This is a genomic window from Gimesia chilikensis (assembly GCF_008329715.1).
GTDB classification, from domain to species: domain Bacteria; phylum Planctomycetota; class Planctomycetia; order Planctomycetales; family Planctomycetaceae; genus Gimesia; species Gimesia chilikensis.
The window spans coordinates 117,084-144,004 of sequence record NZ_VTSR01000004.1; the positions used below are offsets into that span (position 1 = coordinate 117,084).

At 52.3% G+C, this 26,921-nt stretch carries 24 protein-coding genes; 15 read left to right on the forward strand and 9 right to left on the reverse strand.

Features of this window, described 5'->3' with window-relative positions:
* Positions 1-22: 22 nt before the first annotated feature.
* Together FYZ48_RS03735 and FYZ48_RS03740 are read right to left on the reverse strand one after the other, a co-directional pair.
* Positions 23-1,651: a DUF1559 domain-containing protein gene (locus tag FYZ48_RS03735; protein WP_187781854.1), complete on the reverse strand. Its 1,629-nt coding sequence runs from the start codon at positions 1,649-1,651 to the stop codon at positions 23-25.
* Between the two features lie 194 nt (positions 1,652-1,845).
* Positions 1,846-2,886, reverse strand: a complete 1,041-nt coding sequence (locus FYZ48_RS03740; RefSeq protein WP_149337659.1) for a hypothetical protein — start codon at positions 2,884-2,886, stop codon at positions 1,846-1,848.
* A 281-nt stretch (positions 2,887-3,167) separates the two neighbouring features.
* Between FYZ48_RS03740 and FYZ48_RS03745 the strand changes: the two genes are divergently transcribed.
* A complete protein-coding gene (locus FYZ48_RS03745; protein WP_149337661.1) occupies positions 3,168-4,013 on the forward strand; it encodes a hypothetical protein in 846 nt (281 codons plus the stop codon).
* A gap of 36 nt (positions 4,014-4,049) precedes the next feature.
* Here FYZ48_RS03745 and FYZ48_RS03750 read toward each other — a convergent pair whose 3' ends face one another.
* Complete coding sequence (locus FYZ48_RS03750) at positions 4,050-4,427, reverse strand: hypothetical protein (protein ID WP_149337663.1); 378 nt, start codon at positions 4,425-4,427, stop codon at positions 4,050-4,052.
* 364 nt (positions 4,428-4,791) lie between these two features.
* Here FYZ48_RS03750 and FYZ48_RS03755 point away from each other — a divergent pair, with 364 nt between their 5' ends.
* Positions 4,792-5,682 carry a hypothetical protein gene (locus tag FYZ48_RS03755; protein WP_149337665.1) on the forward strand — a complete coding sequence of 297 codons (891 nt, stop codon included), beginning with the start codon at positions 4,792-4,794 and terminating at the stop codon, positions 5,680-5,682.
* Positions 5,683-5,773: 91 nt separating this feature from the next.
* Here the strand turns inward: FYZ48_RS03755 and FYZ48_RS03760 are convergent, their stop codons facing one another.
* Both FYZ48_RS03760 and FYZ48_RS03765 read right to left on the reverse strand, forming a co-directional pair.
* Positions 5,774-6,820: an outer membrane lipoprotein-sorting protein gene (locus FYZ48_RS03760; protein WP_149337667.1), complete on the reverse strand. Its 1,047-nt coding sequence runs from the start codon at positions 6,818-6,820 to the stop codon at positions 5,774-5,776.
* Between the two features lie 12 nt (positions 6,821-6,832).
* Complete coding sequence (locus FYZ48_RS03765; RefSeq protein ID WP_149337670.1) at positions 6,833-7,930, reverse strand: outer membrane lipoprotein-sorting protein; 1,098 nt, start codon at positions 7,928-7,930, stop codon at positions 6,833-6,835.
* 279 nt (positions 7,931-8,209) lie between these two features.
* Here FYZ48_RS03765 and FYZ48_RS03770 point away from each other — a divergent pair, with 279 nt between their 5' ends.
* The 5 genes from FYZ48_RS03770 (at position 8,210) to FYZ48_RS03790 (ending at position 12,813) form a co-directional block, all read left to right on the forward strand.
* The gene (locus FYZ48_RS03770) at positions 8,210-8,650 is read left to right on the forward strand and encodes a TadE/TadG family type IV pilus assembly protein (RefSeq protein ID WP_149337672.1); all 441 of its coding nucleotides are present in this window, start codon (positions 8,210-8,212) and stop codon (positions 8,648-8,650) included.
* Between the two features lie 40 nt (positions 8,651-8,690).
* The gene (locus FYZ48_RS03775) at positions 8,691-9,188 is read left to right on the forward strand and encodes a TadE/TadG family type IV pilus assembly protein (RefSeq protein WP_149337674.1); all 498 of its coding nucleotides are present in this window, start codon (positions 8,691-8,693) and stop codon (positions 9,186-9,188) included.
* Between the two features lie 55 nt (positions 9,189-9,243).
* A complete protein-coding gene (locus tag FYZ48_RS03780) occupies positions 9,244-10,347 on the forward strand; it encodes a pilus assembly protein TadG-related protein (RefSeq protein WP_149337675.1) in 1,104 nt (367 codons plus the stop codon).
* A gap of 117 nt (positions 10,348-10,464) precedes the next feature.
* Positions 10,465-11,331: a DUF1853 family protein gene (locus tag FYZ48_RS03785; RefSeq protein ID WP_149337677.1), complete on the forward strand. Its 867-nt coding sequence runs from the start codon at positions 10,465-10,467 to the stop codon at positions 11,329-11,331.
* 144 nt (positions 11,332-11,475) lie between these two features.
* Positions 11,476-12,813: an anti-phage deoxyguanosine triphosphatase gene (locus FYZ48_RS03790; RefSeq protein ID WP_149337679.1), complete on the forward strand. Its 1,338-nt coding sequence runs from the start codon at positions 11,476-11,478 to the stop codon at positions 12,811-12,813.
* Positions 12,814-12,825: 12 nt separating this feature from the next.
* Here FYZ48_RS03790 and FYZ48_RS03795 read toward each other — a convergent pair whose 3' ends face one another.
* The 3 genes from FYZ48_RS03795 to FYZ48_RS03805 all read right to left on the reverse strand — a co-directional run bounded on the left by FYZ48_RS03795 (position 12,826) and on the right by FYZ48_RS03805 (position 16,870).
* Positions 12,826-15,783: a M56 family metallopeptidase gene (locus FYZ48_RS03795; RefSeq protein ID WP_149337681.1), complete on the reverse strand. Its 2,958-nt coding sequence runs from the start codon at positions 15,781-15,783 to the stop codon at positions 12,826-12,828.
* Complete coding sequence (locus tag FYZ48_RS03800; protein WP_145187434.1) at positions 15,780-16,190, reverse strand: BlaI/MecI/CopY family transcriptional regulator; 411 nt, start codon at positions 16,188-16,190, stop codon at positions 15,780-15,782. Before FYZ48_RS03800 ends, FYZ48_RS03795 begins: the two co-directional genes overlap by 4 nt.
* Positions 16,191-16,276: 86 nt before the next feature.
* On the reverse strand, positions 16,277-16,870 hold the full coding sequence (locus tag FYZ48_RS03805; RefSeq protein WP_149337683.1) for a hypothetical protein: 594 nt from the start codon (positions 16,868-16,870) through the stop codon (positions 16,277-16,279).
* 322 nt (positions 16,871-17,192) lie between these two features.
* Between FYZ48_RS03805 and FYZ48_RS03810 the strand changes: the two genes are divergently transcribed.
* Entirely contained in the window at positions 17,193-17,480 is a 288-nt protein-coding gene (locus tag FYZ48_RS03810; RefSeq protein ID WP_149337685.1) for a hypothetical protein, read from the forward strand.
* Between the two features lie 268 nt (positions 17,481-17,748).
* Positions 17,749-18,726: a linear amide C-N hydrolase gene (locus tag FYZ48_RS03815; protein WP_149337687.1), complete on the forward strand. Its 978-nt coding sequence runs from the start codon at positions 17,749-17,751 to the stop codon at positions 18,724-18,726.
* 451 nt (positions 18,727-19,177) lie between these two features.
* Here the strand turns inward: FYZ48_RS03815 and FYZ48_RS03820 are convergent, their stop codons facing one another.
* Positions 19,178-20,239 (reverse strand): HEAT repeat domain-containing protein, encoded by a 1,062-nt coding sequence (locus FYZ48_RS03820; protein ID WP_187781855.1) that lies wholly within the window; start codon positions 20,237-20,239, stop codon positions 19,178-19,180.
* 444 nt (positions 20,240-20,683) lie between these two features.
* Here FYZ48_RS03820 and FYZ48_RS03825 point away from each other — a divergent pair, with 444 nt between their 5' ends.
* The 6 genes from FYZ48_RS03825 (at position 20,684) to FYZ48_RS03850 (ending at position 26,814) form a co-directional block, all read left to right on the forward strand.
* Positions 20,684-22,171 (forward strand): SDR family NAD(P)-dependent oxidoreductase, encoded by a 1,488-nt coding sequence (locus FYZ48_RS03825; RefSeq protein WP_149337691.1) that lies wholly within the window; start codon positions 20,684-20,686, stop codon positions 22,169-22,171.
* 15 nt (positions 22,172-22,186) lie between these two features.
* Positions 22,187-23,362 carry a ribonuclease inhibitor gene (locus FYZ48_RS03830; protein WP_149337694.1) on the forward strand — a complete coding sequence of 392 codons (1,176 nt, stop codon included), beginning with the start codon at positions 22,187-22,189 and terminating at the stop codon, positions 23,360-23,362.
* A gap of 460 nt (positions 23,363-23,822) precedes the next feature.
* Entirely contained in the window at positions 23,823-24,833 is a 1,011-nt protein-coding gene (locus tag FYZ48_RS03835) for a DUF1559 domain-containing protein (protein WP_145041913.1), read from the forward strand.
* 123 nt (positions 24,834-24,956) lie between these two features.
* Positions 24,957-25,382 carry a carboxypeptidase regulatory-like domain-containing protein gene (locus FYZ48_RS03840; protein ID WP_145187409.1) on the forward strand — a complete coding sequence of 142 codons (426 nt, stop codon included), beginning with the start codon at positions 24,957-24,959 and terminating at the stop codon, positions 25,380-25,382.
* A gap of 157 nt (positions 25,383-25,539) precedes the next feature.
* The gene (locus tag FYZ48_RS03845) at positions 25,540-26,241 is read left to right on the forward strand and encodes a family 16 glycoside hydrolase (RefSeq protein ID WP_149337696.1); all 702 of its coding nucleotides are present in this window, start codon (positions 25,540-25,542) and stop codon (positions 26,239-26,241) included.
* Positions 26,242-26,262: 21 nt separating this feature from the next.
* The gene (locus FYZ48_RS03850; protein ID WP_149337698.1) at positions 26,263-26,814 is read left to right on the forward strand and encodes a putative signal transducing protein; all 552 of its coding nucleotides are present in this window, start codon (positions 26,263-26,265) and stop codon (positions 26,812-26,814) included.
* Positions 26,815-26,921: the final 107 nt, after the last annotated feature.

Here is a 26,921-nt window from a genome sequence, read left to right on the forward strand (position 1 = left end):
CCGTGTAGAAACCATTCAATGCTCAATTCAGCACTTCTCCATCCGCGATCAGCAGCAGGAACTTCAATGTCTCTTTATTAATTTGCTCTGAGATGAATTTCACTGAGCCATCACAAATACCCACATTGTATCCCCCCTGGTGGAATCCGCCGAACTTCGGCAGTTTCTTGCCGTCGTACTTAATATCCTCTGGCTTAGTCCACGGAATATCCCGATCGGCTTCCACAATTGCGATCGTGTTCGAGGTGCCATCCGTGATATCTTTGAAAGACACACCCTGTTTGTTGCCAAAAGCGGTTCCGTCACCGACGACTGCGAAGTAGGCACTGTTCGTAGGTTTTTTAGAACCGGGGTTCTGGAAAACGGGAACGGCAGTTTCGGCAATCTTGCGATTGTGCTCGCTGTCCCATGGCTCGATCATTCGATATTGATCGTAGAGTGCCTGCTGATCGAGATAAGGCAGCAGTTCCACCCGCCAGCTGTGAGGTGTCTTGCCGTCGGGGCCCATTACGACTGCGGGAGGAAAGTGGCCATAGCGATCATGGTAATTGTGCAGGGCCAGCATGATCTGCTTAATGTTGTTCTTCGCAACCGAGCGGCGGGCTGCAGCGCGGGCCTGCATAACAGCAGGCACAGTCAGCGCGATCAATTGGGCGCAGGTTTCATCGTTCAGCGATAATGAAAACCGGACCTGTTTTTTATCTTGAGTGACCTGGGCTGAGCTCAGGGCCTCTTCAATCAGTTTAAATTGCAGATTCAACGGAGGAGGGAGTGGCCGACCTCGCTGTTCTGCAGCCGCCTTGAAAGACTGCAACATGTTTTTTCCCATCTCCAACAGACCAGACAGGGACTGTTTGATTTCCTGGCTGTGTTGTTCCTGATCGAAGATCAACTCCAGGGTGAGGCTCTTGTCGACCGTGATTCCCAGGGCAGCAATATCAGAACGCTCCCACAGGGGAGAGAGCATCGGCCAGATCGGTATCCGCTGAGCTACCTGCTGGATCAACGGATCTCCCACCAGCGATCGCGCTGTTTCCATATTCACACCACCGGCAACAGAAGCAGACGCCACAGGTTGCAGACGTTCCTGCCAGACCGAACTCTTTCGATCATTCATCTGCACAATGATCTGCTTGATTGCACTGGCTTTATCTGACAGCACGAATACATGTTCGTCCAGAAACAGGAGCGAATCACCATCGGTTGCATCCTGTGTCAGGAACGTTATGCCCTTATGAGTGGTTTCTTTCAGTTCGATTTTGGTGAACTTCTTCTGGATCTGCTGGCGATCCAGTTTCTGAGTAGATTTCACCACCGCAGCAAATTTGATTGGCAGATTGCCGGTCTCACCAGCTTGCAGCGGCATGTAGATGAGCGTAATCGACGTCACGTCAGTGGGATCGATTCCCAGCACACCAAAGTCAGCATTCGTCTGGTATTCTTTGAGTGCCAGTTCCCGGATCGGCTTATTCATCGAGGCCGACAGCAGCTGAGCAGGCCGGAACGCAATCACCCCCAGAGCGTTTTCCGGCACCAGATCCAGTCGAAATGGTTCCCGCTTCTCGGGAACCTTGTCCTGCGCCTGCAACTGTGCCGAACCGGTCAGCAACAGGCAAACCAGGGCTACCACAGACAGAATTATAGTAAGCAAACGGGAACGGCTTCCCGGAGTTCTCAGTGAGCACTGCATGAAATTCTCCAATGAGACAGGATGTATGGCACTACGAGACATAGGTATATGGGGTCGAGTATAGACGGGTTGAGGGAGATTGCAAACCACGATCAGGAAAAAATCGGATGTCACGGAGAACTTAGGCTTTTATGGTCTCTACTACAAAATGCAATTCATTCCTGCTCATACGTGCGAACCTGTTTGCCGTCTTCCCAGACGCTCACGCTGGTTCCCGGCGGGAAATCGAGCTGGGAAAACAGCGAGGTTTCCACTTTGGGATTCAGTTCGGCGGATTGCACAGCGAAATCCATTCGCCAGGCAAGGACCGGTTTCTCTTCGCGGCGGAATCGTGATGTCTTAAAACGTTTGATGGTCGCGCGGCGGGGATACCAGACGCCGGGCTGAAGCTCCCACCAGTCTTCGACGACGGCTTCTGATGACGGCAGGAATTCTGTTCCGCGATCACTGAAGCTCAAGATCCGCACGGGGATCAGGTTGCGATCCTCTGCGAGCCAGTACTCGCGTCGCACGTGAGAAGTCTCCCTGCGCACGCGGATGCAGGGGTGTCCCTGGAATTCCACGGTGTCGAGTACCCGGATGAGGGGTTGTTCTCGGTTCTTATCTGAAGAGTTTCCCTGATCAGCGCGGGCCGCGTCGTCTCCCCGCAGAGAAACGGAAAGCGGGTCACCAGTCGAACCGGTGCTCAGGAACATATGCGGTCGTGCCAGATTCGGAAGGGGCGGGACGCGATCAGTGATCTGACCGTTGAGGATACGCGGTTCTATTTCCGCCGGAAACAAACTCTCATTCAAAATCCGGCAAACCTTGCCATTGCTGACTTCGATCCAGATTTCAGTGCCAGTTTTGACTCGGTTGGGATTTGATTGCTTCGCGCTGGGCCTACCCAAGCCAACTGTGATGACAGCGTACTCGCCTTCCTCCTGGATCTGTTCGCGGAACTGCTTGCCTTGAGTCACGAGAGAGATCTTCGCCACCCGCTCAATTCGTTCTCTGCCCGGGATCGACAACCAGGTCTGTTCGTCGGTGTGTGAGCGGGTCAGTTCTACTTTGAGACTCGGATAGAGGCCTTCATTCTTCTGAAGCGCCTGAATCAGTTCCTGCAGTTTCGCTTCCGTTTCTGGGGGAGCGCTCCAGGAGACGCTCGTCAGCAGAGTCAGACAGAGGAAACAAACGATTTGACGTGTCACGCGCATCAAGAAACTCCTGAATTCAGATGTCATTGCCAGCAACGAATTGGTCAATCAAACGCTGTTCGATACGCATTATACAAAAATTCAGTCAGATTGACATGTTTTTCTGCACGGATCGCAGCACAGGAGCAGGGCGTTCTGCCAATTCTGATGGCGATTACCGGCTGCGGACCGGGAATAGACTCAAGTTCGATAATCGTTACATTCGATATATTTCAACAGGGTGTACTTGCGCACTTTTCGAACCGGCACTGTTTGACTCTGACAGTCAAAAGGGGATCACCTTGAAAATCGATGCTGCTTCCAGTCTCAGCAATCTGCTGACGCCGAACAAGGACAAGCAAAACCAGGACCAGGCGGTGCAGAACATCTTCAGTGCGATGCTGGCCCAGGTGGGACGCCAGGGATACGTGTCTGCCGAGACGACCGAAGCCGAGCCTCCCACGGTCGAAAGCCTGCAGCGTTCCTGGGACAGCTGGTTCAACAGCCAGCGGAGCGGTCGTTACAGCCAGGTTGAGAAACCCGAGGAACTGCAGCAGTCCTTCGGCAATCTCATCGTGCGTGCCCATAACGAAGGGGGCTACGTCGATCCGCAGAGTTTCCTGCAGAAACTCTCCCCTGAGGAACTGGCAGTCGTACAGAAAGTACAGGGCCTCGCCGAGCCGATTGACGTCGACGCGCTTACCGAGGAGGGGGCACTGAATCTCTTGCTCCCGGGAGCAGCCCAGGTCGACCTGAATCGCGATGGCTTCACACGTAACGGGGAGGCCTATGGTCTCCGCTTCCCGAACAGCAACACACCCGCGGAGGTCGTCGCTGCCTGGAATGAAGCAACCCAGGGCATGGACTTCGGCCAACTCGCCACCGCGCAGATGCAGATGATGCTGCCCCTGCTGACGGCCAACATCGAAATCGACGAAAACGGACAGTTTGTACGCCAGCACCAGCCGGGGGATCCCGAGTTCAAAAATCCCTTCGCGAATGCAGACTACTCCTACAGCACCGCAGTGAAAAATCAACTCGAAGCCCTGGAAGCGAAAAAGAATGAACTCCCCGCCGACAAGTATGAGAGTCAGAAAGCATTCTGGAGCAATCTCCAGCAGGCACTGCAGAAGCACGGTGCGGCGTAACGGGAATAGGTGTATCACGTCTCTTGACGAAGCAATTCAGTTCGAACCGACGCCTGCTTTCTGATATAGCACCCGGTGGTTCGTCTCAAAGGCCTGCTCCATCACCTGGAAATACCATTCGGGTGAGAGACCAAACTGTTGCTCCAGTATCGCAAAGCAGTCCTGAAAGGCGGCGTGTCCTTCGAGGATTTCATACCGCCCTGCCGTAGTGCTGAACCGCAGGGCGACTTCATCGTAGACCATCAGATCAATTTTATAAGTCTCGATTCGCGTCACGTCAGACCAGCGGAACCCCGTCGTAACGGTGCCATCCCGCAACTGGAAATCAATGCCGTCGGCGACGCTCAGGTAATTGACGATATCCCGCTTCCGCGAGAACAGTCTGGAAACGAACTGGACGAGTCGGCTCGTCATGGAATCTTTCCTGTATCAGGGGCTGCCTGCTGATTTAACTTGAGACGTTGTCTGTCCAAGACCTCTTTGATTTGACAAAAGATGTCTTGAAGTGGTTCAGGCCAGCCTGATTTCCCCTGTATTGAGGCAATCAGCCTGATGGCGCTACTTTAAAGTGTACCGGTTAACGAAACCTTCCCAGCCGTATGAAATAAATCAGTTCAAACTGGATTTCTAAATGTGAGATTCAATTCAGTTTAAACAAATCTGGTTTCTATTTTGAATTGGGACCGATTGTTTGAACAGTAGGAACAATTCAACACATGCATGGACAGAGCAGGCACCAGTTCAGCATGAACTTTTAAAGTTACCAGGAGGGTAAACGATGGGCCGTTATGGAAAACTGTTTTTAGTGGGCGTACTGATTGTAGCCGGAGGCTGTATGCCCGGCGTGCATGTAAAGAAAAACCCTGCAGATAAGGATAAAGGAATTCGCTACTACCGCCCCAAGCCGTACCTGTTTATTTACCCCGCTGGTAGTGAAACGACCACCTATAATGAGGGAAAAAAGGAAAAAATGGTGGCGGAGAAGAGTGACGAGTTTGTGAATATCGAACTTCAGTATCTGCCCGACTTCTCTGAGGAATATGCCATTGATGTCCGTACCGGCTTTGGTACAGCCAATGTCGAGATCACCCTGGAGGATGGCTGGAACCTGACAGGCATTAACCAGGACCTCGACTCGCAGACAGATGAAAATCTGCAGGGAATCGCCAGCGTATTGCAGTCCGCAAGCAGCATAGTTCCGGGCACGGATAAAAAAGCGACAAAAGAGAAAGGCACTCTTGGAAAGACGCAAAAATTTGTGGTTCCTGCGACCAACGTCCCGCTCGGTTATTACGAATCGGTCATCATTGAAACCTGTGTCGGGAAAAACAGGATCAAGAAGCAACTCTGTGGCTGGCGGTATGTCGGCTTTGCTCCCTTCAACTCCTGTCCGGATATGCTTTATTCCGGTCCAACCGACGAGGACGCAGACGCCATTTACGGATTAGCCTTTCGATATGGTGTCATGACGTTTGTCAAACTGGGAGAGATGAAATATCCGGATGTGGCTCCGAGAAGAGCCGTAGATACTTCTGGAGTTGTCAAGGTAAGCGATGTAATGGGGAATGTCACAGACACGAAGCAGGCAACTGTACCACCCGCGCCGGGAGTCGGTTTGAAACAGGACAAGTTGTCACTGCCGCCGTCGCTCTACCAGCAAAAGCTCTGAGCAACAGATCCACAGAAAAGTAAATCAGAGTCAAAGAGACGCATCCGAAAACAAGTCCCTCACAATCGCGTGAGGGCTTGTTTTCGTTTTTTTACTTCTGCTTCAACAGATGTTTTCCATCAATGACAATCCCCTCCGGGAATTCGAGTTTCGTAAAGGTATCCGCAGGGAGACTCGGGTCAAGTTCCACCGATTCAACAACATACGCCTTCTGCCATCCGACCTGTTGTTTCTTTTTCAGGACATACATGATCCAGTTCAGGCGGTCCGTATGAAATGTCCGGGGGAACCAGACGCCGGGACGCACTTCCAGCCACTCATCGACCCAGGCTTCGCTTTGTGGGATTTCTGTCGATCGAGAAAGCTGATAAGTCTCGGCCTGCACCGGAAGCAGATTCCGCTCGCAAGCCAGCCAGAGCACATCTCGAAGTTCAGACTTGCCCGAATTTCGCCTCCGATCGATCTGCACTTTGATGCACTTCAGCCCCTGGACGGTTTCCTCTCCCAGTATTTCTGTTGTATATGCTGTCCGGTTGTCGTAATTGGGCAGGCCGGGAGACGCAGCGACCGCGGAAGTTCCTTTCAGCCAGGTGGAGAGTGGAACCCGAGGCCCATGATTGGACAGTAGCATATGCGGTCTTAACAGATTCTCCATACGTACCTGTTCGTGAGTGATGTCGCCGTATCCTCCTGTCTGTCGTTCGTCGTTGGTGAGACCGCGGTCCCGGTCATAGTGAGAGAACTTTTGCAGAGTCTCGCCATCATAGACCTGGCAGGACTCCCGTGTACCGTTGCTGAAATGATGATACGGTTTATTGGGGGGAACGAAATAACCCTGATTAAATCGTCCTTTAGTCTGTTTTTCCTGACGATATTTTTCTCCCTGCACAATCAGAGTCAGTTCCGACTTCAATTTTACCTGCTTCTCAGGATCAGCGGGTTTGAGGGGTTGTTGATAGAGTAACTGCATCTGGAGCTTGAGATTCCGATACAAGGCTTCCTGCTGTTCCACGTCTCGAATCAGTGTCTGCAGCTTTGCTGATTCCTTGCCTTGTGGCTGGTCTGCCTGGAGACGCGTAGCCGACATCAGCAACAGTACCAGCAATCCAGAAATCAAAATCGATTTGCCTGTCTGCATGGGGAACTCCTTTTATTCTTTTTCCGCCGGTCTTATTTTCTCTTCACCGACGATATATTTTCGCTGCTGATGATTGAACCGGGATCTCACCGTGGTCCCTTGGGGAAACATGAGGGCCGAAAAATCCTGCTGCTGCACTTTCGGATGGAGCGTGATCTCTTGAACGGTGTACTGTCTCCGCCAGTCGATCTCGTAGCTACCATTATATTTGAATAAAAACAGATTATAGTGATCGATGTGAGCCTGACGCGGGAACCAGACGCCGGCACCCAGTTGCTGCCATTCGTCGACGAACGCCTCTTTGATCGGTTTCTCTCGTGAAAACTGGTCGTAATAGGTTACGATCTTCACCGGTATCAGATTCCGCTCCTGGGCCAGCCACAAGATCTGCTTCGAGAACCGGACACCACTGTCATTCAACCGTTCGACCACGACCTGGGTGCACTTCAATCCCTGAATCTCTCCCGTCCCTTCAATCCAGGCTTTGACCTGGAATGGCTTGGGATGAACTGGTAATCCTGGATAATGAATCATGGCTTTCTTTCCGCTCAAGAAAATTGAGAGCGGGACGTGGGGTGAGCTCTCGAGCAGCATGTGCGGCCGTCCGTAGTTTTCCATTCGCTTGGGTAAATCTGAGATTTCTCCCAGTTTGTTCTGATTGCGTTGACCGACCGCGAGCGGGGATTCATGATCAATTTCATGGAAGCGACGATAGGTGGTTCCGTCAAACAGCGTCAGCGTCGTATTCATCCCCTCCAGGAAGTGCCTCTGATTTTTCTGGGGGTTCTGTGTATGTAGTCGAAATTTCCCCGCAGTGATCTCATCCTGGCGGAATTTCTCTCCCTGAACCAGGATCGAGTATTCCGTCTCATTTTCTACCTTCCACTTGGGATGGGCTTTACCAGGCGGCTGCTGGTAATTCTCGTGCAGGTTGAGTTTCAGTTCAGAGTAGAACGCTTCATTTTGTTCCAACTCGCTGATCAGTGCCTGCAGTTCTTGATCTTGATCGGGTTGCTTGTCCTGCTGAGGAGCGGCGGACAGGCTGACGGGCAATATTAACAGCATCAGCCAGACGAAAATAATGCACCTGCAGGCAGACAGTTTAATCATGGTAGTCTCCAGTCATACCGGTAGCGGAGATCAGAATCAGCTACGTTAACTCACATGTTTTCATGGTGTGCCTGCATTCTCTAGCCGTCGATTGTATAGTAACTTGTTGCGATAGGAAAACATTTTTTCGTCGGGACATCCCGCACAACTCATCCAATCGCCGAGTCAAACAGGGATCGCTCCAGAATCTCTCAGGAAACTTCGTAGAAAAAAACACATCTTGGAAAATGGGGTAAACTTAATGCTGGATAGATAAAACATTCCAGAGAAATCAGAATCATGCAGAATACGCAACACATCAAATCACGATTGCGTCATGTTCATCAGCGTTCTGGTGCCGCCTCGGTTGAGATGGCCATCGTCGCTCCTCTGTTCTTTCTGCTGATTATGGGACTGGTTGAATTTACCCGCATGGGTATGGTCAAGCAGGCCCTGACCGACGCCGCCCGGGCCGGGTGCCGGAAAGCAGTGCTTGTCGGCACGATTACCACTTCTAACGCGGAAGCCATTATCCGCGATCATATGCAGGCCACGATCGCCAGTGCCAATGATGCCAGCCTCTGCCGCATCAATTTTGAGCCAACCGAGCTCGAAGGGCTGGAATCTGGTACTACCATCACTGCTACCGTCGAAGTCAATTACTCCGACGTTTCCTGGATAGTTCCCCGCTTCTTGAATCAGTCTGTCCTGCGAGGACAGTCGACGATGAAACGGGAATGACCGTCCGCTCAACAATCGAAACAGCGGGAGGAACTGAAGCATGCTCACCCAACGCAAAACAGCTTTAGCTCAGAAATCTTCTCAACGAAAAGGTGTCGCAGCAGTGGAGTGTGCCCTGGTGGCACCATTACTGGTGCTGATTACCCTGGGAGCAATCGACTCTGGTCAGTTTGTGAATATGGCTCAGGTCGTCAACGACGCCTCGTATGCGGGAGCGCGACAGGCCTCTCAGAATACGGCTCTCAATCAGTCCGAAGTTCGGGCTGCTGTTCTGAATTATTTCGTCCAGCAGTTTCCCCATGTCTCGGCCACAGAAATTGACAGTGCTTTAACGGTCAATGTTTACCGCAGTCTGAATATCTCACTGCTCGAAGGTGATCTGACAGCAGTTTTAAATGGTGATCTGACAACCTTGCTGTCCGGTGAGCCGGTCGCTGTGCAGGTCATCTTTCGCTATGACTCCATTCGCTGGTTAACCGGCTTTCCGGGACTTGACGGGAGAACCGTTGAGACGACCACCGTAATGCGACGTGAATGACTGCAAGCGAAATCAGAGCAGGTAAAAGTAGAAATCAGGTAGAGAGGCAAATCAAATGCGCGTTCATCGGACAGTAATCGCGAAAGACAGACAGCGACGGAATCGCAAAGGCGCAATTGCGGTCTTCACGGCCGTGCTGATGGTTCCCCTGCTGGGAATGGTGGCGTTCACAGTTGACTATGGATACCTCCTCAAAAAACGGGCCGACCTGCAGCGTGCTGCGGATGCGGCAGTACTCGCGGCAGTGCGGGATCTGCTCCCCGATGCAGACGGCTACCAGGACCTGGTGAAAGTCCGGGCGCGGGTTCGCGAGTATGTCGCCTATAATTTGAAAGACATTCCCGATTTCGTCGTTCTCGATTCCGATATCGAAATCGGTCGCTATGATCCCTCCTCAGTCTACGACGACTTCACCATTCTGGACTGGGGCACCTTCGACACCGTTCGAGTCACATTAAGATTCGACCAGACAGCCAACTCGCCTGTCTCATTGTTCTTCGCCCGCATCCTGGGAATTAACGAGTCCGCCGTTCGCGCCTCTTCAACGGCCATCCTGCAGAAGGGCAGCCTGCTGACACCAGGCGTCGGGGTCCTCCCCTTTACCATCCCCAAGTCGGAATGGGATAACACCGAGTTGGGGGATGTCTGGAGCATCTACGGCGATGGGCGGCTGGAAGACAATATCGGAGCCCCGATCCCCGGAAACTGGGGGACCCTCGATATCGGCGGGAATCTGAACAGTACCGACGACATGCGGGACCAGATTCTCAATGGCTTAAGGCAGTATGACCTCGACGCGCTGCATACGCAGGGACGGATTCCCTCGAATGAATACATCGACAGCCGGGTTCCGTTATACATGTCAGGCGACCCGGGGCTCTCCTCCGGTCTGAAGCTGGCCATCAATGCCATCGAAGGTCAGAAACGTCTGATTCCCGTTTATGATTCCGCGGATAGCGGTGGCAGCCACGTGGAATTCCACGTCGTGGGCTGGGCGGTCTGCGAAGTCATCGACTCACACTGGGGTGGGGATAAAAATACTTATCTGCGTATTAAAAAGTCGCATCTTTATGATGCCCTGTTGAAGCCACAGACCGATCTGAGCATCACGACAGGAGTCGTGGAAGGGGCCTTCGCAGCTCCGGCAATGGTGGAATAAGCCCGGCCGAGATAGCACGGAACTGAGAGGCCCGGGGTGGGATGCTTTAATGCTTCCGGGAGGGGCATAGGGCTCCCACCCTTTTTATTTTTCCCCGTGCTCGCTATTGTCTGCGTTATGCATCAGGAACCTGAATTCAGACAGTCCCGCGCGCTCCGCGACCTGCAATGGGCCATCGAAAGTCCCTCGCTCATTACTCAGTCCGATCAGAGGATCCAGCCTCCTGGTCTGCCCCCACTCAGCCAGATCGACCCGCGGGAACTGGAAGCGTTTCTGGCTCCTTATGCCCGCTTTCGCATTGGCGAATATTTCGAGGGACTGGTTCTCTACTGGCTGGAGTGGATCCGGGGCGTCAATATCATAGCCCAGCATCAGCAGGTCTTTGAAAATCAGCAGACCATCGGCGAAATTGATTTCCTGTTCCAGGATGAAGCAGGCGAACTGACACACTGGGAAACCGCCGTCAAATTCTATCTGTATTGCCCCGAGGTCAATGCGACGGGCAGCCACTATGTCGGTCCCCATGTCAAAGATGCTTTCGAGAGGAAGATGCGACGACTGTTCGCGCATCAACTCCCCTTGAGCCAGCAGCATTTCCCGGATGTCACCCGGAGAGAGGCCTTCGTCAAAGGCTGGCTGTTCTATCATCCCGATCACGAACGTCCAACGCAGTTACCGGACCATCTCTCTTTGCAGCATGCCCAGGGGGTCTGGCTCCATTTGAAAGAACTGGATCGACTCTTAAACGAGGAGTCGAATCCTCGTTTCCTCATTCGGGAAAAACCGGACTGGCTCTCCCCCGCATTCTGTAACAGCACAGACCCGGCTCTGATCGACTTCGACGAACTTCACCCTCACCTCGCAGCACACTTCCAAAAGTCCACACGCCCCATTTTGATCAGCGTCTTAACCGCACACGACGCATCCTATCTCGAAAGCGAACGGGCTTTCGTCGTCCCCGACCACTGGCCGCAGATTCATTAACCGAGTCGCTTTGTGAAAAGTAAATGACATCTCCGTTCCAGCGGACTCACTTCCTTCTGATTTGCAGCGGATCTGTGTATAATCCCGCACCGTGTATGATAACGAAACTGTTGCAGCTGAATCAGAAGAGACCTTGAGACCATAATGGAAGATCACTGGATATTACGCCGACGGGAGGATGAAGAAGGTTACCCCCGTAAGACGTTCAACGATCCCGATTCGGAGAATTACGAATCGCAGTTCCTGCGCGATAAAGCCCGGATTATTCACTCGTCCGCGTTCCGCCGTCTGCAGTCGAAGACCCAGGTCTTTTCACTGGGGGACAGCGACTTCTACCGGACCCGCCTGACCCACACCCTCGAAGTGGCACAGATTGGGGCCAGTATCGCTTCGCAATTACGGTTTTCCGGTCATCGGGATCAGATCTCTACACTGATTCCGTCCAACAGCCTGATCGAGGCGATCTGCCTGGCACACGATCTGGGACATCCTCCCTACGGGCATGGCGGCGAATACTCACTCAACAAATTCATGTATCAGGATGGCGGCTTCGAAGGCAACGGGCAGACTCTGCGCATCGTCTGTCGTCTGGGCGAGTTTTCGGAACAACATGGTCTCGATCTCACCCGCCGTACTTTGCTGGGATTATTAAAGTATCCCGCCACCCATTCCCAGGTCGCCAACTACGACCTGGTCCAGGCGAATCACAGCGACACCAGTTCAAAACTTGCCCTTTATAAACCGCCCAAGTGCATTCACGACGATGACGCCGACCTCCTGGAGTGGATCATCGAGCCCTTTTCGGAATCCGACCGCGCAATCCTGACCGAACTCAAGCCCAACCCGACCGGGCACGCCAAAACAATCCGCAAATCTTTCGATACGTCGATCATGGAACTGGCCGACGACATCGCTTATGGCGTGCATGACCTGGAAGATGCGATTGCCATGGGACTGGTCTCTCACCGGATCTGGGCAGCCGAAGTTATGGAACAACTTCCGAATCATGCCGGAACGGAGCTGGCGGATATTATTACCCGCTATACGGAAAAACTCTTTTCCGGTTCGCATAAACAACTCAAGCACGGCATCAGCAACATCGTGGGGGGACTGATTCGCGATATCGAAATCCGCGATCTGGAATCGGGGGAGCACGAGCTGATCCGCTTTAATGCCTGCCTCACAACCGACTCGGCAGCGATTCTGAATATTCTCAAGAACTTCGTTTTCAAGCACGTCATCAAACAGCGTCAGAATCAGATCCTGGAACTCAAAGGCCAGATGATCGTGGAGAAACTGTTCGAAGCAATCCTCGAGAATCCGGAACGACTGCTCAAGCCGGACGAATTCGCAAGCTTCAAAGCCACCGGCTCCAAACGCATCCTCTCAGACTACGTCTCAGGCATGACCGACGTCTACGCCAGCCGGCTCTACAGTAATCTGTTTCTACCCCAGTCGGGCTCCCTGTTTGATCAGCTTTGATGCATTCGTATCTCAGTCGGCCGGTTGAGACAAAATTTCCAGGCGGACCGCTTTGATCTGCTCGAGTGGTACTTTTCGAGTGGCAAATCCGGCACTGCCCCATGCAGCACTACAACTCTGAGAACTTCCTCCAGATTTGTTATTCGACGAAGGATAATATTCAAACTTGAGTCGCTCCCTTAAACTGATATTTGCGTAATAGGACCAGTTGACCGTCGAGCTCATTTCTGGCTTTTGGTTCTGCTGAGGTCGCTCGTGAAGCTCAAAACCATGCTCCGAGGCTCCCATTCCAGAAAAGAGGTCTCCCCGTCGGCTTTCAAACAGAATTCGCATCGGGCTCAAAGCCTCGCTGACATAAATTCCGGTCTTTCCATTCACTGGAAACTCAATCGTCGGCAGTTCCTGTACCAGTGGATCTCGGCGAGGGGGCAGTTGGAGTCCTTCAAAATAGATCGTTTCCCGTGTTCTATAGGGAACCAGTTCGAAGTGATCAATCTCCTGTAAGGGGAGTGAGATCCTGATGGGAGTGTTCCCGATTCCAGCTGAGAACCAGCCGCCATTTTTCAGGTTCCATCTACGGCCCGATTTGGAAACGACCCACAGGGAGCTCCGCAGCTCTTGTGCGCCGCTTATGTCGAAAATGACTTCGGACGTGTTATCCAGACTCTGAGCTTCCCCATAAAAGCCGGTCTTTGAACTCCAGCCGATATGATTCCCTGCACCCAGGTATTTAATCTTGAACGTCACACCTGCCTGTTCCACGGAAGCACCGACCTGGGGGGGAATCTCAAATCGATAATCGTTTGCATTGTAATCGTAAACCTGTAGCACCAGATCAACCGTTTCAGGTAGTGGATTCCAGAGTGAAAACAGATGAAACCGATTCTGATCAGCCCAGTTGTACCCCGCGCCATACTGAAAGTTATCGAGACGGATTTTCGTCTGAGAATCCAGTATCTGTATTTCCTGCAGTCCAAATCGGGACTCGACAGGATTCGCTAAATCAATCAGTGCGTGATCCAGAAAAGCTCCATTCTTGATTTCTGGTAATGATGTTTTAGAAAGCGACTGTGGTTTCCCTTTGCCATTCTCGGAAACGAAAGATCCATCTTTCTGAGCACGATAAACGGCTGCGATCTCATATTGATTTCCGTTGCTTTCCAGTCGGAGCTCATCGGTTCCAGTGGCGTCTTTGAGAATGGGGCTCTCAGCAGCACTCTGTGTGAAATTTCGTGGGCGTGACCAGCGCCGCCAGATCAATACATCCGGTAATGTCCCCTGGCGGGACTTCGATTCAAACCAGCCTAGACTCTGGATCTCAGCAAAATATCCCTCCGGATACGCCTGGCTGCTCATACGATAGACTGTATCATAAACGGGGAGATAGACCTTTCCCTCGGCGTCTGTGGTCAGGTTCACGAATTTCAGTTTCAAGCTCGGATCCAGTGAATGGTTCTGCACACGATTGCATTCGACTTCGATCTGTGAAATTTCAACTCCCGTGGCTGGCTCTCCATTCCCCAGTTGATACCGCTGGGACAGCACGACCGGTGCCTGCTTGAGTGCCTGGTTTTTGAGACGCGTCGCTTCCTGCTGATTCCCCTCCAACTGATACCATGTCCCCAGCAGATACTGGGCATAGAAGTTGTCCGGGTACAGTTTCAGAACTGCCTCAAGCTTTTCGCGTGTCTCCGGTTGAGCGAATTTCCGCTGATCATTACTGGTGAAGAAATAAGTTTGTGCCAGTTCCTTGCATTCCTCGACAGCCGCCTCTTCATTCTGATCGAGTTGAAACGAGAGATTCCGCCAGACTCCATTGCCCTCCAGTGTCGTTTGCGTGACCGGCTGTGTTTCCGGTTGAATCCCCGGCAGCATGATCAAAGCAATCAGCACCACCAGGAACAGAGCAGGGTACCGCAGGCGATCTGACCGAAAGAGCGACGCATCCATCAACCGCCGGATCCGCCGCGCGGTAGGATGCTCGCGATGCACAAACCCGAGGACCAGCGTCTCTGCCAGTCGATTGTGTTGACGCGATGCCGCCTCAATCAGCGTTTCACAATACCGTTCCGGCTGAGCCAGCTCTCTGGCCAGCAGGAGGTCGTCGCAACAGTCTTCGCGAGTCTGTCTGAGCGAACGGCGTAACCACCACAGGGCCGGATGAAACCACCAGACGATACTCACCAGCGTTTCAAACCAGCCGACCAGCAGGTCCCGGCGACGGACATGTGCGAGTTCATGCGCGAGTACAATCGTCAGCTGATCCGCCTGTAACTCTTCTGCCAGTCCGCGGGGGAGTACAATCGTCGGACGCCAGGTGCCGATGGCAAAGGGACCGTCCGTTTCATCGGAGAGACGTAACGCAGGCGTGGTTTTCATGTTCAACAGACCGGCGATCCGCGCGATCTCCGCATGCAGTGTACCACTCTCTTGCAGCGCACTGGACCGCACAATCCGCTTCACCGCCGTGTAGCGACGCATGAGAACGAACAGGGCACAAACAACGCCACCGATATACAGACACATCCAGAAAGCAGACCAGCCGAATTTTGCTGTCGCAGAATGATTAGGAACGACAGGGGCAGGGGAGGCTGCAGGTTGAGGGACAGTCTCTTGGGGCTGAATATTCTCCGCTGCTTCTGAATTCCGCACTCCGCTGCGCACAGCAGAGGAAGAATTGTCTTCTGTAAGTAAAGTCGTTTCTATGGTGTAGATGGGGGGCACCCTGAAGACCTGCTGATGCATTGCCGATGACTGTGAAAAGAAGCCGGTCGACAGCGTCATAAAAGGTGGAGTGGCAAATTTAAGCAGCACAACCAGTAAGATGGCATAGCGCAAGGGAGCACTGATCCAGCGTCGTAAGAGAAACAACAGCACAAACACGAATCCCGCCAACAGTGCAGCCTGCCAGCCCGCCGCCCGCATCCATGTACTCCAGGCTTCCGAGATTTGCTGGAAGAAGTCGATCATGATTGGTCCCCCTGCTTCTGTTTCTGCTCGCGCAAGTCATCCAGCAATTCCTGTAACTGGGTGATTTCCTCTTCACTCGGCTTCCGCGTTTCAAAGAACGACGACATGAAAGCCAGTGTGTCACCGCCGAACACCCCCTGAAACAAATCGTTCAACAGATGCCGATACGCCCGCACCGACTCACGGGTGGCCCGAAACAGAAAGGCTTTTCCTTTGTCCCCTTTTCGCTTCGTCACCAGCTTGCGGGCCTCCAGCCGCTTGAGCAGCGTCATCACCGACGAAGGCTCCATCTTCCGCACCGGCTCCAGCGCCTGGCTGATCTCTTTCACCGTGGCCTCACCCAACTGATTCAGGCAGACCAGGACATCACGTTCCGCATCCGGGATTTTTTCTTTGGACTGGTTCATGTCTTCATTAATAACGACAATTGTCTTTTTGTCAATAAGAAAAACGACAATTGTCAAAATGAAGACTGCTTTGAGCAATGCAGCGTTTACCGGCCCAGTTTGAAGGGGTCACCACTGGCAGGGATCTGGCTCAGATAGGGATTTCCATTTCGCAGGAACTGCCCCTCTCGATTCAGTTTTTCTTCCCCCTTCACATAGGTCGCGACCCACTCCTCTTCGCTGATTTGTGCCTTGCGATGCTCAATCGACAGATTGTCTTCGGAGAGAAATTCCGCGATCAGTGGGAAAAAATTGTTATAGCGACGATGACTGTATTCGCCATGCTCCAGATCGGGCACAACATTCGATCCCCGGGAATACGTGTTTACCGTCAGTAAGCGGTCGCCGGGGGTCAGTTTATATTGGTGTGCAACGCGGTCGGGAAAGGCCAGCAGAGCCACACAATTCAGTTCGTCTGTGTAGGCGGCAATCACCAGCTTGCCCGAAGTCGGCATGACCATCGCAGCCCGGCTGTCTCCCAGGCGCAGATGCTCTGCCAGCAATCCCTCTGGATGTCGGATGCGGGAAAAGAGCCTCATGAAAAAAGGGAGTTCTTTTTTGAACGTCATTAATTTGCTGCGACTCAGTGAGACGCCCCCCGGATCGCTGGCGTAAGAGTTATCATCGTGATATTTCGACATGAGATCAGCTGCATGAATTCCATTTTACAAAGAATGTGAGTAAGCCTGTCTGAATAGTGACAGATTCCCTGACTCACTGCAAAGAGAAAGTAGTGGATTGTTCAATTATGATCCATGAGCGCAGCTGATCCGGATCACTTATTTCAGGAAGAATATCCAGGGACCTCTCTGAACCCGGAAATCGACACCTTATTAAAACACCTGGTAGCAGTACCGATATCTTAATTTTCATACAGCTGCCCTTTTGCTGTTTTGTCATTTCTTCGTATCATGGAGATGACCCGCTGCAAAGTCGCACGCATCCACTGAGGAGAATCAGCAGATGAACCTGACGAGAGAACGCATCATTACGCTGCTGGTGGTCATCGCCAATGGCATCCTGGGAGCAACCATCGGCAAGTTTTCCGACAGTAGACTCTGGGAAGCGACGTTCGCCGTCCTGATGTCGCTGCCGGGAATGCTCGTGATCTGGAATAAGGAATCACTGTCCGTCACCGGTCTGACGCGAGGCCTGCGACGCGATTCGCCTCCATCACTGCTGGACCTGATCGGCTGGTTTTTCCTGCTCGTCATGCCGATACTCTATGTGTACGAACTCAGTAAGATATAAAACCAGCCAGCCTGCAGATCGGTTTTCCTCCCTGGATCGTATTATTTATTCTTCTGAGAACTATATTAACACGGCCCAGGTAAGAAATAACGGTAGCCGCTGTTGTACCGTTACCTGATTTTCTGGAACATCGACAGCAGAAAAGATAAATTAGCCGCAGTGCGTTAGCCCCGGTTAGGCCGTCTTCGGTATGCATCGTTCGAATTAAAAAACGCAACCTGGTCAGTTATCCCGCTAACGTTGAATCCTATTAGAAAGACAGAGAGTCATGTGCACACGCGCCGTCTATTTTGGTAAGGAAAACCAGACCGTCACCGGCCGGACCATGGACTGGAAAGAAGAGATGCACACCAATCTCTGGATCTTTCCGCGTGGTATGCACCGTGATTGTGGACTGGGAGAGCACTCCCTCACCTGGACCAGCCGCTATGGCAGCCTGGTAGCCTCTGTTTACGAAGGCGGGACAGCCGACGGCATGAATGAGAAAGGGCTGGTGACCAATCTGCTCTACCTGGTGGAATCAGAATACCCCTCGGCAGACGACTCACGGCCGGCCCTGGTAATCACCGCCTGGGCCCAGTACGTCCTCGATCAGTTTGCCACCGTACCCGAAGCCGTTGAAGAATTGAGCCGGGAAGAATTTCGCGTGGTCCCCGTGGTTGCACCGAATGGCGCCGAAGGCACCGTGCATCTTTCGATCTCCGATCCAACGGGAGATTCGGCGATCCTGGAATACATCAACGGGAGCTTGCGAATCCATCACGCTCGCGAACATCAGGTGATGACCAATTCCCCCATCTTTGACGAACAGCTGGCTCTCAACCGCTACTGGCAACAGATTGGCGGCACGGTCATGCTGCCGGGTACCAACCGGGCCGCGGATCGCTTTGCCCGGGCATCGTTTTATATTAACGCCTGTCATCAGTCAGCCGATGCCCGCGAAGCGGTGGCCAGCGTTTTCAGCGTGATGCGGAACGTAAGCGTCCCCCGGGGTATCAGTACTCCCGATCAACCCAACATCTCCACAACCATCTGGCGTACCGTGAGCGATCAGAAGAACCGCGTCTACTTCTTCGAAAACACGGCCAGCCCCTCACTGGTCTGGATCCGTTTGAGCCAGCTCGATTTCAGCGCAGGCGCTCCAGTTCAGAAACTGACCCTGGACGGCAACCCCGACCTGGCCGGCGACCAGTCCCACGGCTTCCAACCCGCAGAACCATTCCAGTTCCTGGTTCCTGTAATGTGATCGAGAATTTACTGCTCTAAACATTCTCCCTGGATTTCACGTTCTGCTCTGGATTCCCACCTGCCGCGTGAGATATTCTGATGCAGGGAAGGGGAAAGGCCTTTGCATTCACAACATTCATTCAAACTCAAATGCGTGAAGTATCTTTCAAGCCTGATGCTGAGCAGTGTGCTGTTTCTGCTCTTATACATTCTCAGCCTGGGGCCCATGGTAGCCCTGGGACGCCGGCCCATAATACCTGCATTTGTGGGGCCATATGTTTCCCATCCGGACAACCTCTGGATCGAGCGTATCTATGCTCCCTTGTACGAATTTCATGAGCCTTATGTCTGTTCGCCCCACCTGGGATATGGCTCTGCGGCCAGAAAAGAGTGGGTGCTCTTATTGCGGAACTATGTCGATTACTGTCAGGGGCTCAAAGTATCAATCAAGAAATCCTGCCCTTCGCAGTTCAACTCAATGATTCCAGGTTTCGGTTCTCCAGCCATATCTCAACCAGCCGGGCGAGCAGTTTGGTGAATTCCTTATTCTCATTGCATTTGAGTCCGGCCAAACTGGTTGCTTTGACAACTGCACAGGCTGTCTCCCAACCATTGGTCTCCTGTGAGGAGTTAATGACCAGCTGGCGACGATTGTTCGTTAATAGATCAATCCGCTGCACACAGGTTTTTGAAAATTGCAACTCGACCTCCCTGGGGAAGTCGTAAACTTTGAAGCTGTTCTGCAAGATCTGTCGTCCGTCGTAAAACCGATCTAACAGCGATTGGAAAATTCGATGCAGAGGGCGTGGGGTGCCCGGATAGATTTCTCGAATCGCTTCCAACGCAGCGAGTCGCACGCGACGATCACCATCGTAACGCCTGCGCATCAACGCCGGGAGAGTCCTTTTCGCAGCAGGTCCCAGGCTTTTCAAGGTATCTGCTGCGGCTAAACGGACTCGCCAGTGTGAATCTTTCAGGGTTTCTGCAAGACTGTCCAAATAGAAACAGGCCAGACCGTGGAAATTCGCCAGAGCCCTCGCGGCACGGGTTCGCACGATGTGCCGGGAATCTTTCAACCCATCGTGAAGTGCATCCAGAATATGACGTTGTCGATCGAGTGTTTCACTCAACGTAGAGAGTGCTGCCATCCGGACAAGTTCGTTTTTATCAAGCAGGACTCGCTCCAGCAGCGCTTCCTGAACATTGTCGTCTGTGACGAACGGTGCCAGAGCGAGTGCGGCGGACTCACGGGTGCTCCAGAGGCGATCCTGGCTGACTGACAGAAGTGATGGCACCAGTTCCTTCGCGTTTAATGACAGTCGGGAGCAGAGATGAGCAGCGCGTCCCCGGGTTTCAGGCGACTCTGACTGGAGAAAACCACAGATCAGCATGGCATCAGAATCACTGCACGGTAGTGTTTCCAGTTCCTCTGTCGCCAGGTGGCTCTGCAGCAAATCTGAATCAGTCAGTGCGGTATGCAGCAACTTCAAGCGGTACTCTTGTTTGGATGCATCTTCCGGCAAATTGGTCATTCTGGTTAGCATACCTTGAACCTGGAGGCTGGGTGGATTGTCACTCTCTGATCATACAGAGAGAAGCACGACCGAAAAAGTTCGGGGGGTTCACTAAGTTAATCAGAACTCTGCTGATTGGTTTACCATCCAGTGTTAACCGGTTACATTGAGTTTGCTCCGGTGTTCTAAGATTTTAAGATCCGAAATGCAAATACGGGATGCGGGTGTGAATCCCGCCCGGGGCAATTTATTGAATAATATGAACTGAATTTGCAGCCTGGTATTTTTCTTCAGAAGTCGAATCAATATCTTCTGCTCCGGTGGTCTAAGTCAATAAGATACGCAGCCTTCAACTGCGGGATGCAGGTGTAAGTCCTGCCCGGGGCAACCTTAATCTTCTAACCTGCTCCGTGAACGAAGATCTGCCATCGTTCACGGAATAAGCTAGTGAGAGTCTGTTAAATGAGAGATCAGAACCAGACTACTGAAAATGAAGACTCACTCCTGAATCAGTTGAGTGATTCAGACCTGATGCGTTGTGCCCGGGTGTTACAGCTTCTCGCACAGCAACCAGACATTTGTCTTAACGCTGCAACACCAGAGGAAGCTGTCTGGAAACAGGCTGCCTTGCTTGCGAAACGTGTGAAAGCGATTCAGAAGCAGGCCGGCCGACAACGTGACAGGCGGCTGATCGAAACATCCGGAATCCGGTCTAAACGCGCTCAGAAAAACGACGGCCGCTATCTGCACCATGATGATCCTGTTCAAGACAGCGTTGCAGAAACAGCATTGTTTCACTCTCGCCGCTGTTATATCTGTAAGAAGTCGTACCAAAAGCTGCACTCATTTTATGATCTGATGTGCGAAACCTGCGGGCAGGAGAACTATCAGAAACGTTTACAGACCGCTGATCTTACGGGGCGGACGGCTGTGGTGACCGGCGGACGCGTCAAGATTGGCTTCCAGATTGCCTTGAAACTGTTACGTTCTGGAGCACGCGTCTGGGTGACGAGTCGGTTTCCCTGCGATACAGCACGTCGCTATGCTGCTGAAACGGATTTCGCAGATTGGAATGATCGTTTACAGATCCTGGGCAGTGATTTTCGCAGTCTCGCAAGTGTCAATCAGCTTTGTGAAGACTTACAGGCGAATTGTTCTCATCTGGATATCCTGATCAATAACGCCTCCCAGACTATCAGACGCCCTGCCGCCTACTTTCAACATTTATGGGAGCTGGAATCAGAGCCTCAACGATTGGAAAAGGCAGCACGGAGCTTAGTCTATCGAACTACAGACTCCCTGTTACCACTGACCATTTCGCATCGCTTAAATAACCTGTCGCATGGTCCTGCTTTCACTTCGCTACTTTCGCAGACGATAGTTCAAGCCGAAGATGCAGATGGTAAGGAAGGCGTCTTTCCGCCCGGACTTCTTGACTCCGACAGTCAGCAGGTCGACCTGCGCGAGAAAAACAGCTGGATCCAGGAACTCAGCGATGTTTCTTTAACCGAATTGCTCGAAGTGCATGCCGTTAACTCGCTGGTCCCATTTCTGTTGATTCAGAAAATGGAGCCCCTGCTGTTAAACAGCCCGCACACAGATCGCTACATCGTCAATGTTTCTGCGATGGAAGGGCAGCTGAATACGGATTCCAAAACCGGATTTCACCCGCATACCAATATGGCTAAAGCGGGCATGAATATGGTGACCCGTACCAGTGGCGAACGCTTCGCTGAGCGAGGCATCTATATGACGAGTGTCGATACTGGCTGGGTTACAAACGAGTATCCCCATCAGAAAACGGTACGGATGCAGCAGGATGGTTTTCAACCACCGCTCGATGAAATTGATGGTGCTGCCCGTGTTTGTGATCCTGTGTTCGTTGGTATCAATGAGAAACAATATCTGTTCGGCAAGTTTCTCAAGGATTATCGGGAAACAAGCTGGTAAAGAACAGAGGCTTTCATGAAAGAACAAATCGTCTATTGCCCCGTTGGAAATGAATTCTCGCCCTGCGATCCGGCAGAGGTCCAGCCGATTGTCGAACACTTACGTTCGAACGTACCGGTCACCGAGCAACTTGTCTTCACGCGTGGCAGCCATCTACCTGATGGTCGTGTCGATCTCTGTAAACAGTGCATCGGTCCTGAAGGGACAAACCTGGTAGCTGATGCAGTCAAGTTGAATTTACATACGCGGCACTTGCTCATGGGCGCCAACGGCATGGGAAATACAGGTGCGCAGGCTCTGGCAAGACTGATCCGGGAAAACGAATCACTCCAGACAATTTATCTGGGATGTAATCGAATCGATGAATTGGGGGCAACCGAACTCGCACAGGCAATCGCAGAAAACTCCTCGGTCCGGGCACTCTGGTTAAAACGAAATCCGATTGGTGTTGAGGGGGCTCGCCAGATTACAGAGATGCTCAAACGCAATCAGAAATTGCGAACATTGGATCTGGTGCACACAAAGCTGGGAAGCGAAGGGGTACGGCTGATTGTCAGAACACTCGCCACCATCGACACATCTATCAGCTTGCTCTATCTGGGCGGAAATGAAATCAGTGCGCGAGATGCCGATGCACTGGCTGATCTGTTACAGCAGAATCAAAGACTGCGCGGTCTCTATTTAAGCGTCAATCGTCTCGGGGATGAGGGAGCCTCGGTTCTGGCACAAGGGCTTCGCTCCAATCAGGGACTTAATTCGCTGAGTCTGGCCAGTAATCGAATCGGACCGAAGGGAGCAGCAGCTCTCGCCTCGGCTTTGGAATCTCATCCGAACCTGGTTGAACTCGATTTGGGATATGATCGTTCCACCAGAGTTCTGGGAGAAGAATCCAATTGTCTGGGGAATGCGGGGGCTGCAGAAATTGCTCGCCTGATCCGAAACAATCGAAAGTTGAAGAGCGTTAACCTGACGCGCAATCGCATCAGCGATCGAGGGGCAGTCTTGCTCCTCGCAGCCCTGGAACGAAATAACGAACTCGTCGAGCTTAAAATAGGAAAAGGAATTTCTGCACCATTACGAAACAGGCTTCACGAGTTACTCGAACGCAACCGCAGGCAACATTCTGACCTACTCCAGATCGACGAAGATATCTCCGCCATTCGCAGCATCTATCGAACTTTGAACAAGTAAATGTCCTGATGACTCACCCCGGAAGGGAGTCGGTCGCTTGTTCTTCCCCAAAGCACTCCAGGGAAAGACTGCACCAGGCAGGCTTAAAACCCGCGACATTTCGTAACCGCGTTAAGAAATGCATCATTTCCGTCTAATTGTGAATCTGTCTCTAAGTGTCCTTTTAATAACAGGTTACGAATAGAGTGGAGAACAAATTAAAGGAAATTGATGGAAAATTCTTATTTCGTCGGTAAGTGTCCGCCTTTACATACGAATGCTCTTAGTGGGATGTGTTCATTTGTGATTTGACACAGGCGAAATCACTCGGAAGTGTGATTTCTGGCGGTTGCTCATTCTTGATGCGAAGACCTCTGGTCCAGCGTCGTTCGCCTTTCCTGGCTGTCGAGTCATTTTCCCGCTGCGTACTTATCGTATTGTTCCGATTTATTTCTGGTTACGTTGAATGAAAGACTGATTCATGAGTATTCCAAGACGCTCGCGATCACATCGAGGTTTTACCTTGATCGAACTGCTGGTGGTCATTGCCATCATCGCTATTCTGATAGCTCTCCTGCTACCGGCTGTACAACAGGCGCGAGAAGCGGCCCGCCGCAGTACGTGTAAAAACAATCTGAAGCAGCTCGGTCTCGCCCTGCACAACTACCATTCCACGTTCCAGATGTTACCACCCGCTTATGTGCGTGATCCCAATGTGGGAGATGATGAAGGCCACTGGACCTGGTCCGCGTTTATTGCCCCCCATATTGAATTAACCTCGGTCTACAATGCGTTCCAGGTGGGAAACACACCGGCCAGTTATGCTTTCGGCAACAATATCCAGGCCATGCAACAGACTTACCCCGTATTTCGCTGTCCTTCCGATACCGGACCGGCAACGCATACGGAAGCCGGCTACACAATCGATTATTTTGTTTCAGGCAGCCGGACATCCAACGTCGGTGTCTCGGTCACCAATTATGTTGTCTCGAATAACAATGCCTATCACCGTGCGACCCGGGCGACCAACTATCTCGATGGCACTACAGGTGGCACCGGCCCATTCTGGGGCAACAGCAATTGTCGCTTCCGCGATGTGACCGACGGCTTAAGCAACACAATCCTGGCTGGCGAGCGAGCCTACCAGATTCCAGGAAATCCCATGTATGCGGGCATGCTGTTCGCCGTCCGCGACAATCTCGGACTGGGGCCCACGTGTACCAACTGCTCCGGAAACACCGCTGCGAACCAGGGGCTGCTCAGCATTACCGGTACCACACATTTCGGTATTAATCCGATCTCCTCAGTTGATCAGGCCAACGGTGGATACAGCAGTCGCCACGTGGGCGGAGCTCAGTTCCTGATGGGTGATGGTGCAGTTCGCTTCATCAGCGAAAACATCGATACGAACATCACCAACGGGGGCGTCGTTGACAGCACACTCGAACGTCTCTCCTCGATCTCGGATGGCGCCATTCTCGGCGAATATTAATCCGCACCACTGTTTTCTCAAGCGGCCGGGAGCCTGACGCTCCGCGGTCGCTTTCGTTTCGCAGTGCTCCCCGCGCTGACGAACCCGCCACCTTTTCATTCAGATTCATCAAGGTTCTATCACATGTTCGTTTATCGTCTCGGAAAAATCTTCAGCGTCCTGATCATCGCCTGTGGAATGTGTGCCTGCAGCGGCAGTGACGGTCCACAACTGGGCCAGGTTTCAGGAGTCGTGACTCTCGACGGGGAGCCACTGGAATATGCGCAGATCACTTTTCAGCCTGAAAAAGGTCGTCCCTCGGTCGCAGAAACCGACAGTGCAGGAAATTACTCTTTGTCTTACACGGGCACCAGCACCGGGGCCTTGATAGGTGCTCACAAGGTTGTGATTACTTCCGCCATGGATGCCTATTCGGACGAGACTGGCGAAGGTAAAGACAGGAAGGCACGTGCCGAACTGTTGCCGGCAAAATATCATACCCAGACCACGCTCACAGCCGATGTCAAATCGGGCAGCAATCAGATCGATTTCCCGCTCACTTCGAAGTAACAGCGTCTCCCGCAGGATACCCACGTTGCACACAATTAAATTGACGCACCAGAAACGGGTGAGTACATTGGATTCCCGGAAGCACTGCTCTGTTTTTCGAAAACCAGGGCAGGCTTCCTGATCCATCCCATTTCTGCTTAGCATAAAGGTGCTCATTATGTCCGCTCCACGTTATCTGCTCACTCTGGCTTGTCTGCTGGCACCGGTATCAGTCTTCGCGGGAGCACCGGAAGCCATTTCCGGAGACCATTATCAGCAGACGGTGGCCTCAGATGATTTCTCCGGGCCCGAACTCGGCAAGCAGTGGCGCCTCTATAAAGGCTCCTCAGTCGTAAAAGACGGTGTGCTGCAGGGAGTCGAACTCGAGGGAGGTGGACACGCAGCCGTCCATCAGTTGAAGACCGAACCTTACAGCGATGTCGAACTCACCGTCGATCTCAAGTTCGAGGGTTCACCTTACACGAACCTGACCTTCAATCAGCATAAATTCAAAGGCTCCCACGCAGGCCATCTCTGCCGCGTGGTGGTTTCGCCCACGAAAGTCACACTCCGTGACGGCAAGACCGGCGTCTTCAATAATGAGATCTTCAAGAAACGACAGAACAAAGAAAAACTGACCGAAGACGAACAGGAGATTCTGAAACGGTCCCAGGCCGTCTTCCCGGTCAAACTGAAGAAAGGCGAGTGGTACACCGTCACTGTCCGCATTAATGGGGACCAGATGCAGGCTTTCATCGACGGCAAGCTGATTGGCTCCCTCCGTTCCCCGGGCATTGCCCATCCCACCAAAGACATGATCGGCCTGGTCACCCCCAAGCAGTCGATCCATTATGACAACGTCAAAGTCCGCGTACCTTAATCTTCCAGGAGAGGAGAGGTCATGTCTGATGACTTCATCACCATCGCAACGACAAGCACCCCTACCGAAGCCAGCCTGATCCGCAACCAGCTGGAAGCGGAGGGAATTCGGGTCTATCTCTCAGACGAAGAAGCGGTCGGCATGGCCTGGTATCTTGGGAATGCACTCGGCGGGATTAAGGTTCAGGTCGCTTCTGAAGACGCCGATCGCGCTTTTGAACTACTCGATGAACACGATCCGGTGACCATCAGCGAGGAAGACTGGAAAACCGTCGAAGGCTTCGAGAACGGCTGGGAAGAGGGTGAAGCTACGGAAGACGATGCACAAGACTCCGTTGAGGAATCGGCTGCTGAGCGAGACCTGGACCAGGATGTTGATCGTGCTTTTAAAGCCGCCGTCCTGGGCATCATTTTTTTCCCGATCCAGGTCTATTCATTTTTCCTGTTGCTGGATATTCTCTTTTCCGGTCTCACGTTGACTCCATCTCAACAGAAAAAAGTAAGTATCAGTTTTCTGCTGGACTGTTTCGTTTTGTCGGCCTGGTCATACATCCTGTTCTTCCGCGGTTATTAATCCCAGGAAGAAGATGGGGCCTGGCTGATTCTGATTACATTCAACCCCAGTACTCAATACTCTCCGCGTTTGCTGCTCTCAGTGGTCTCTGGTTTATCTTCGTCTAT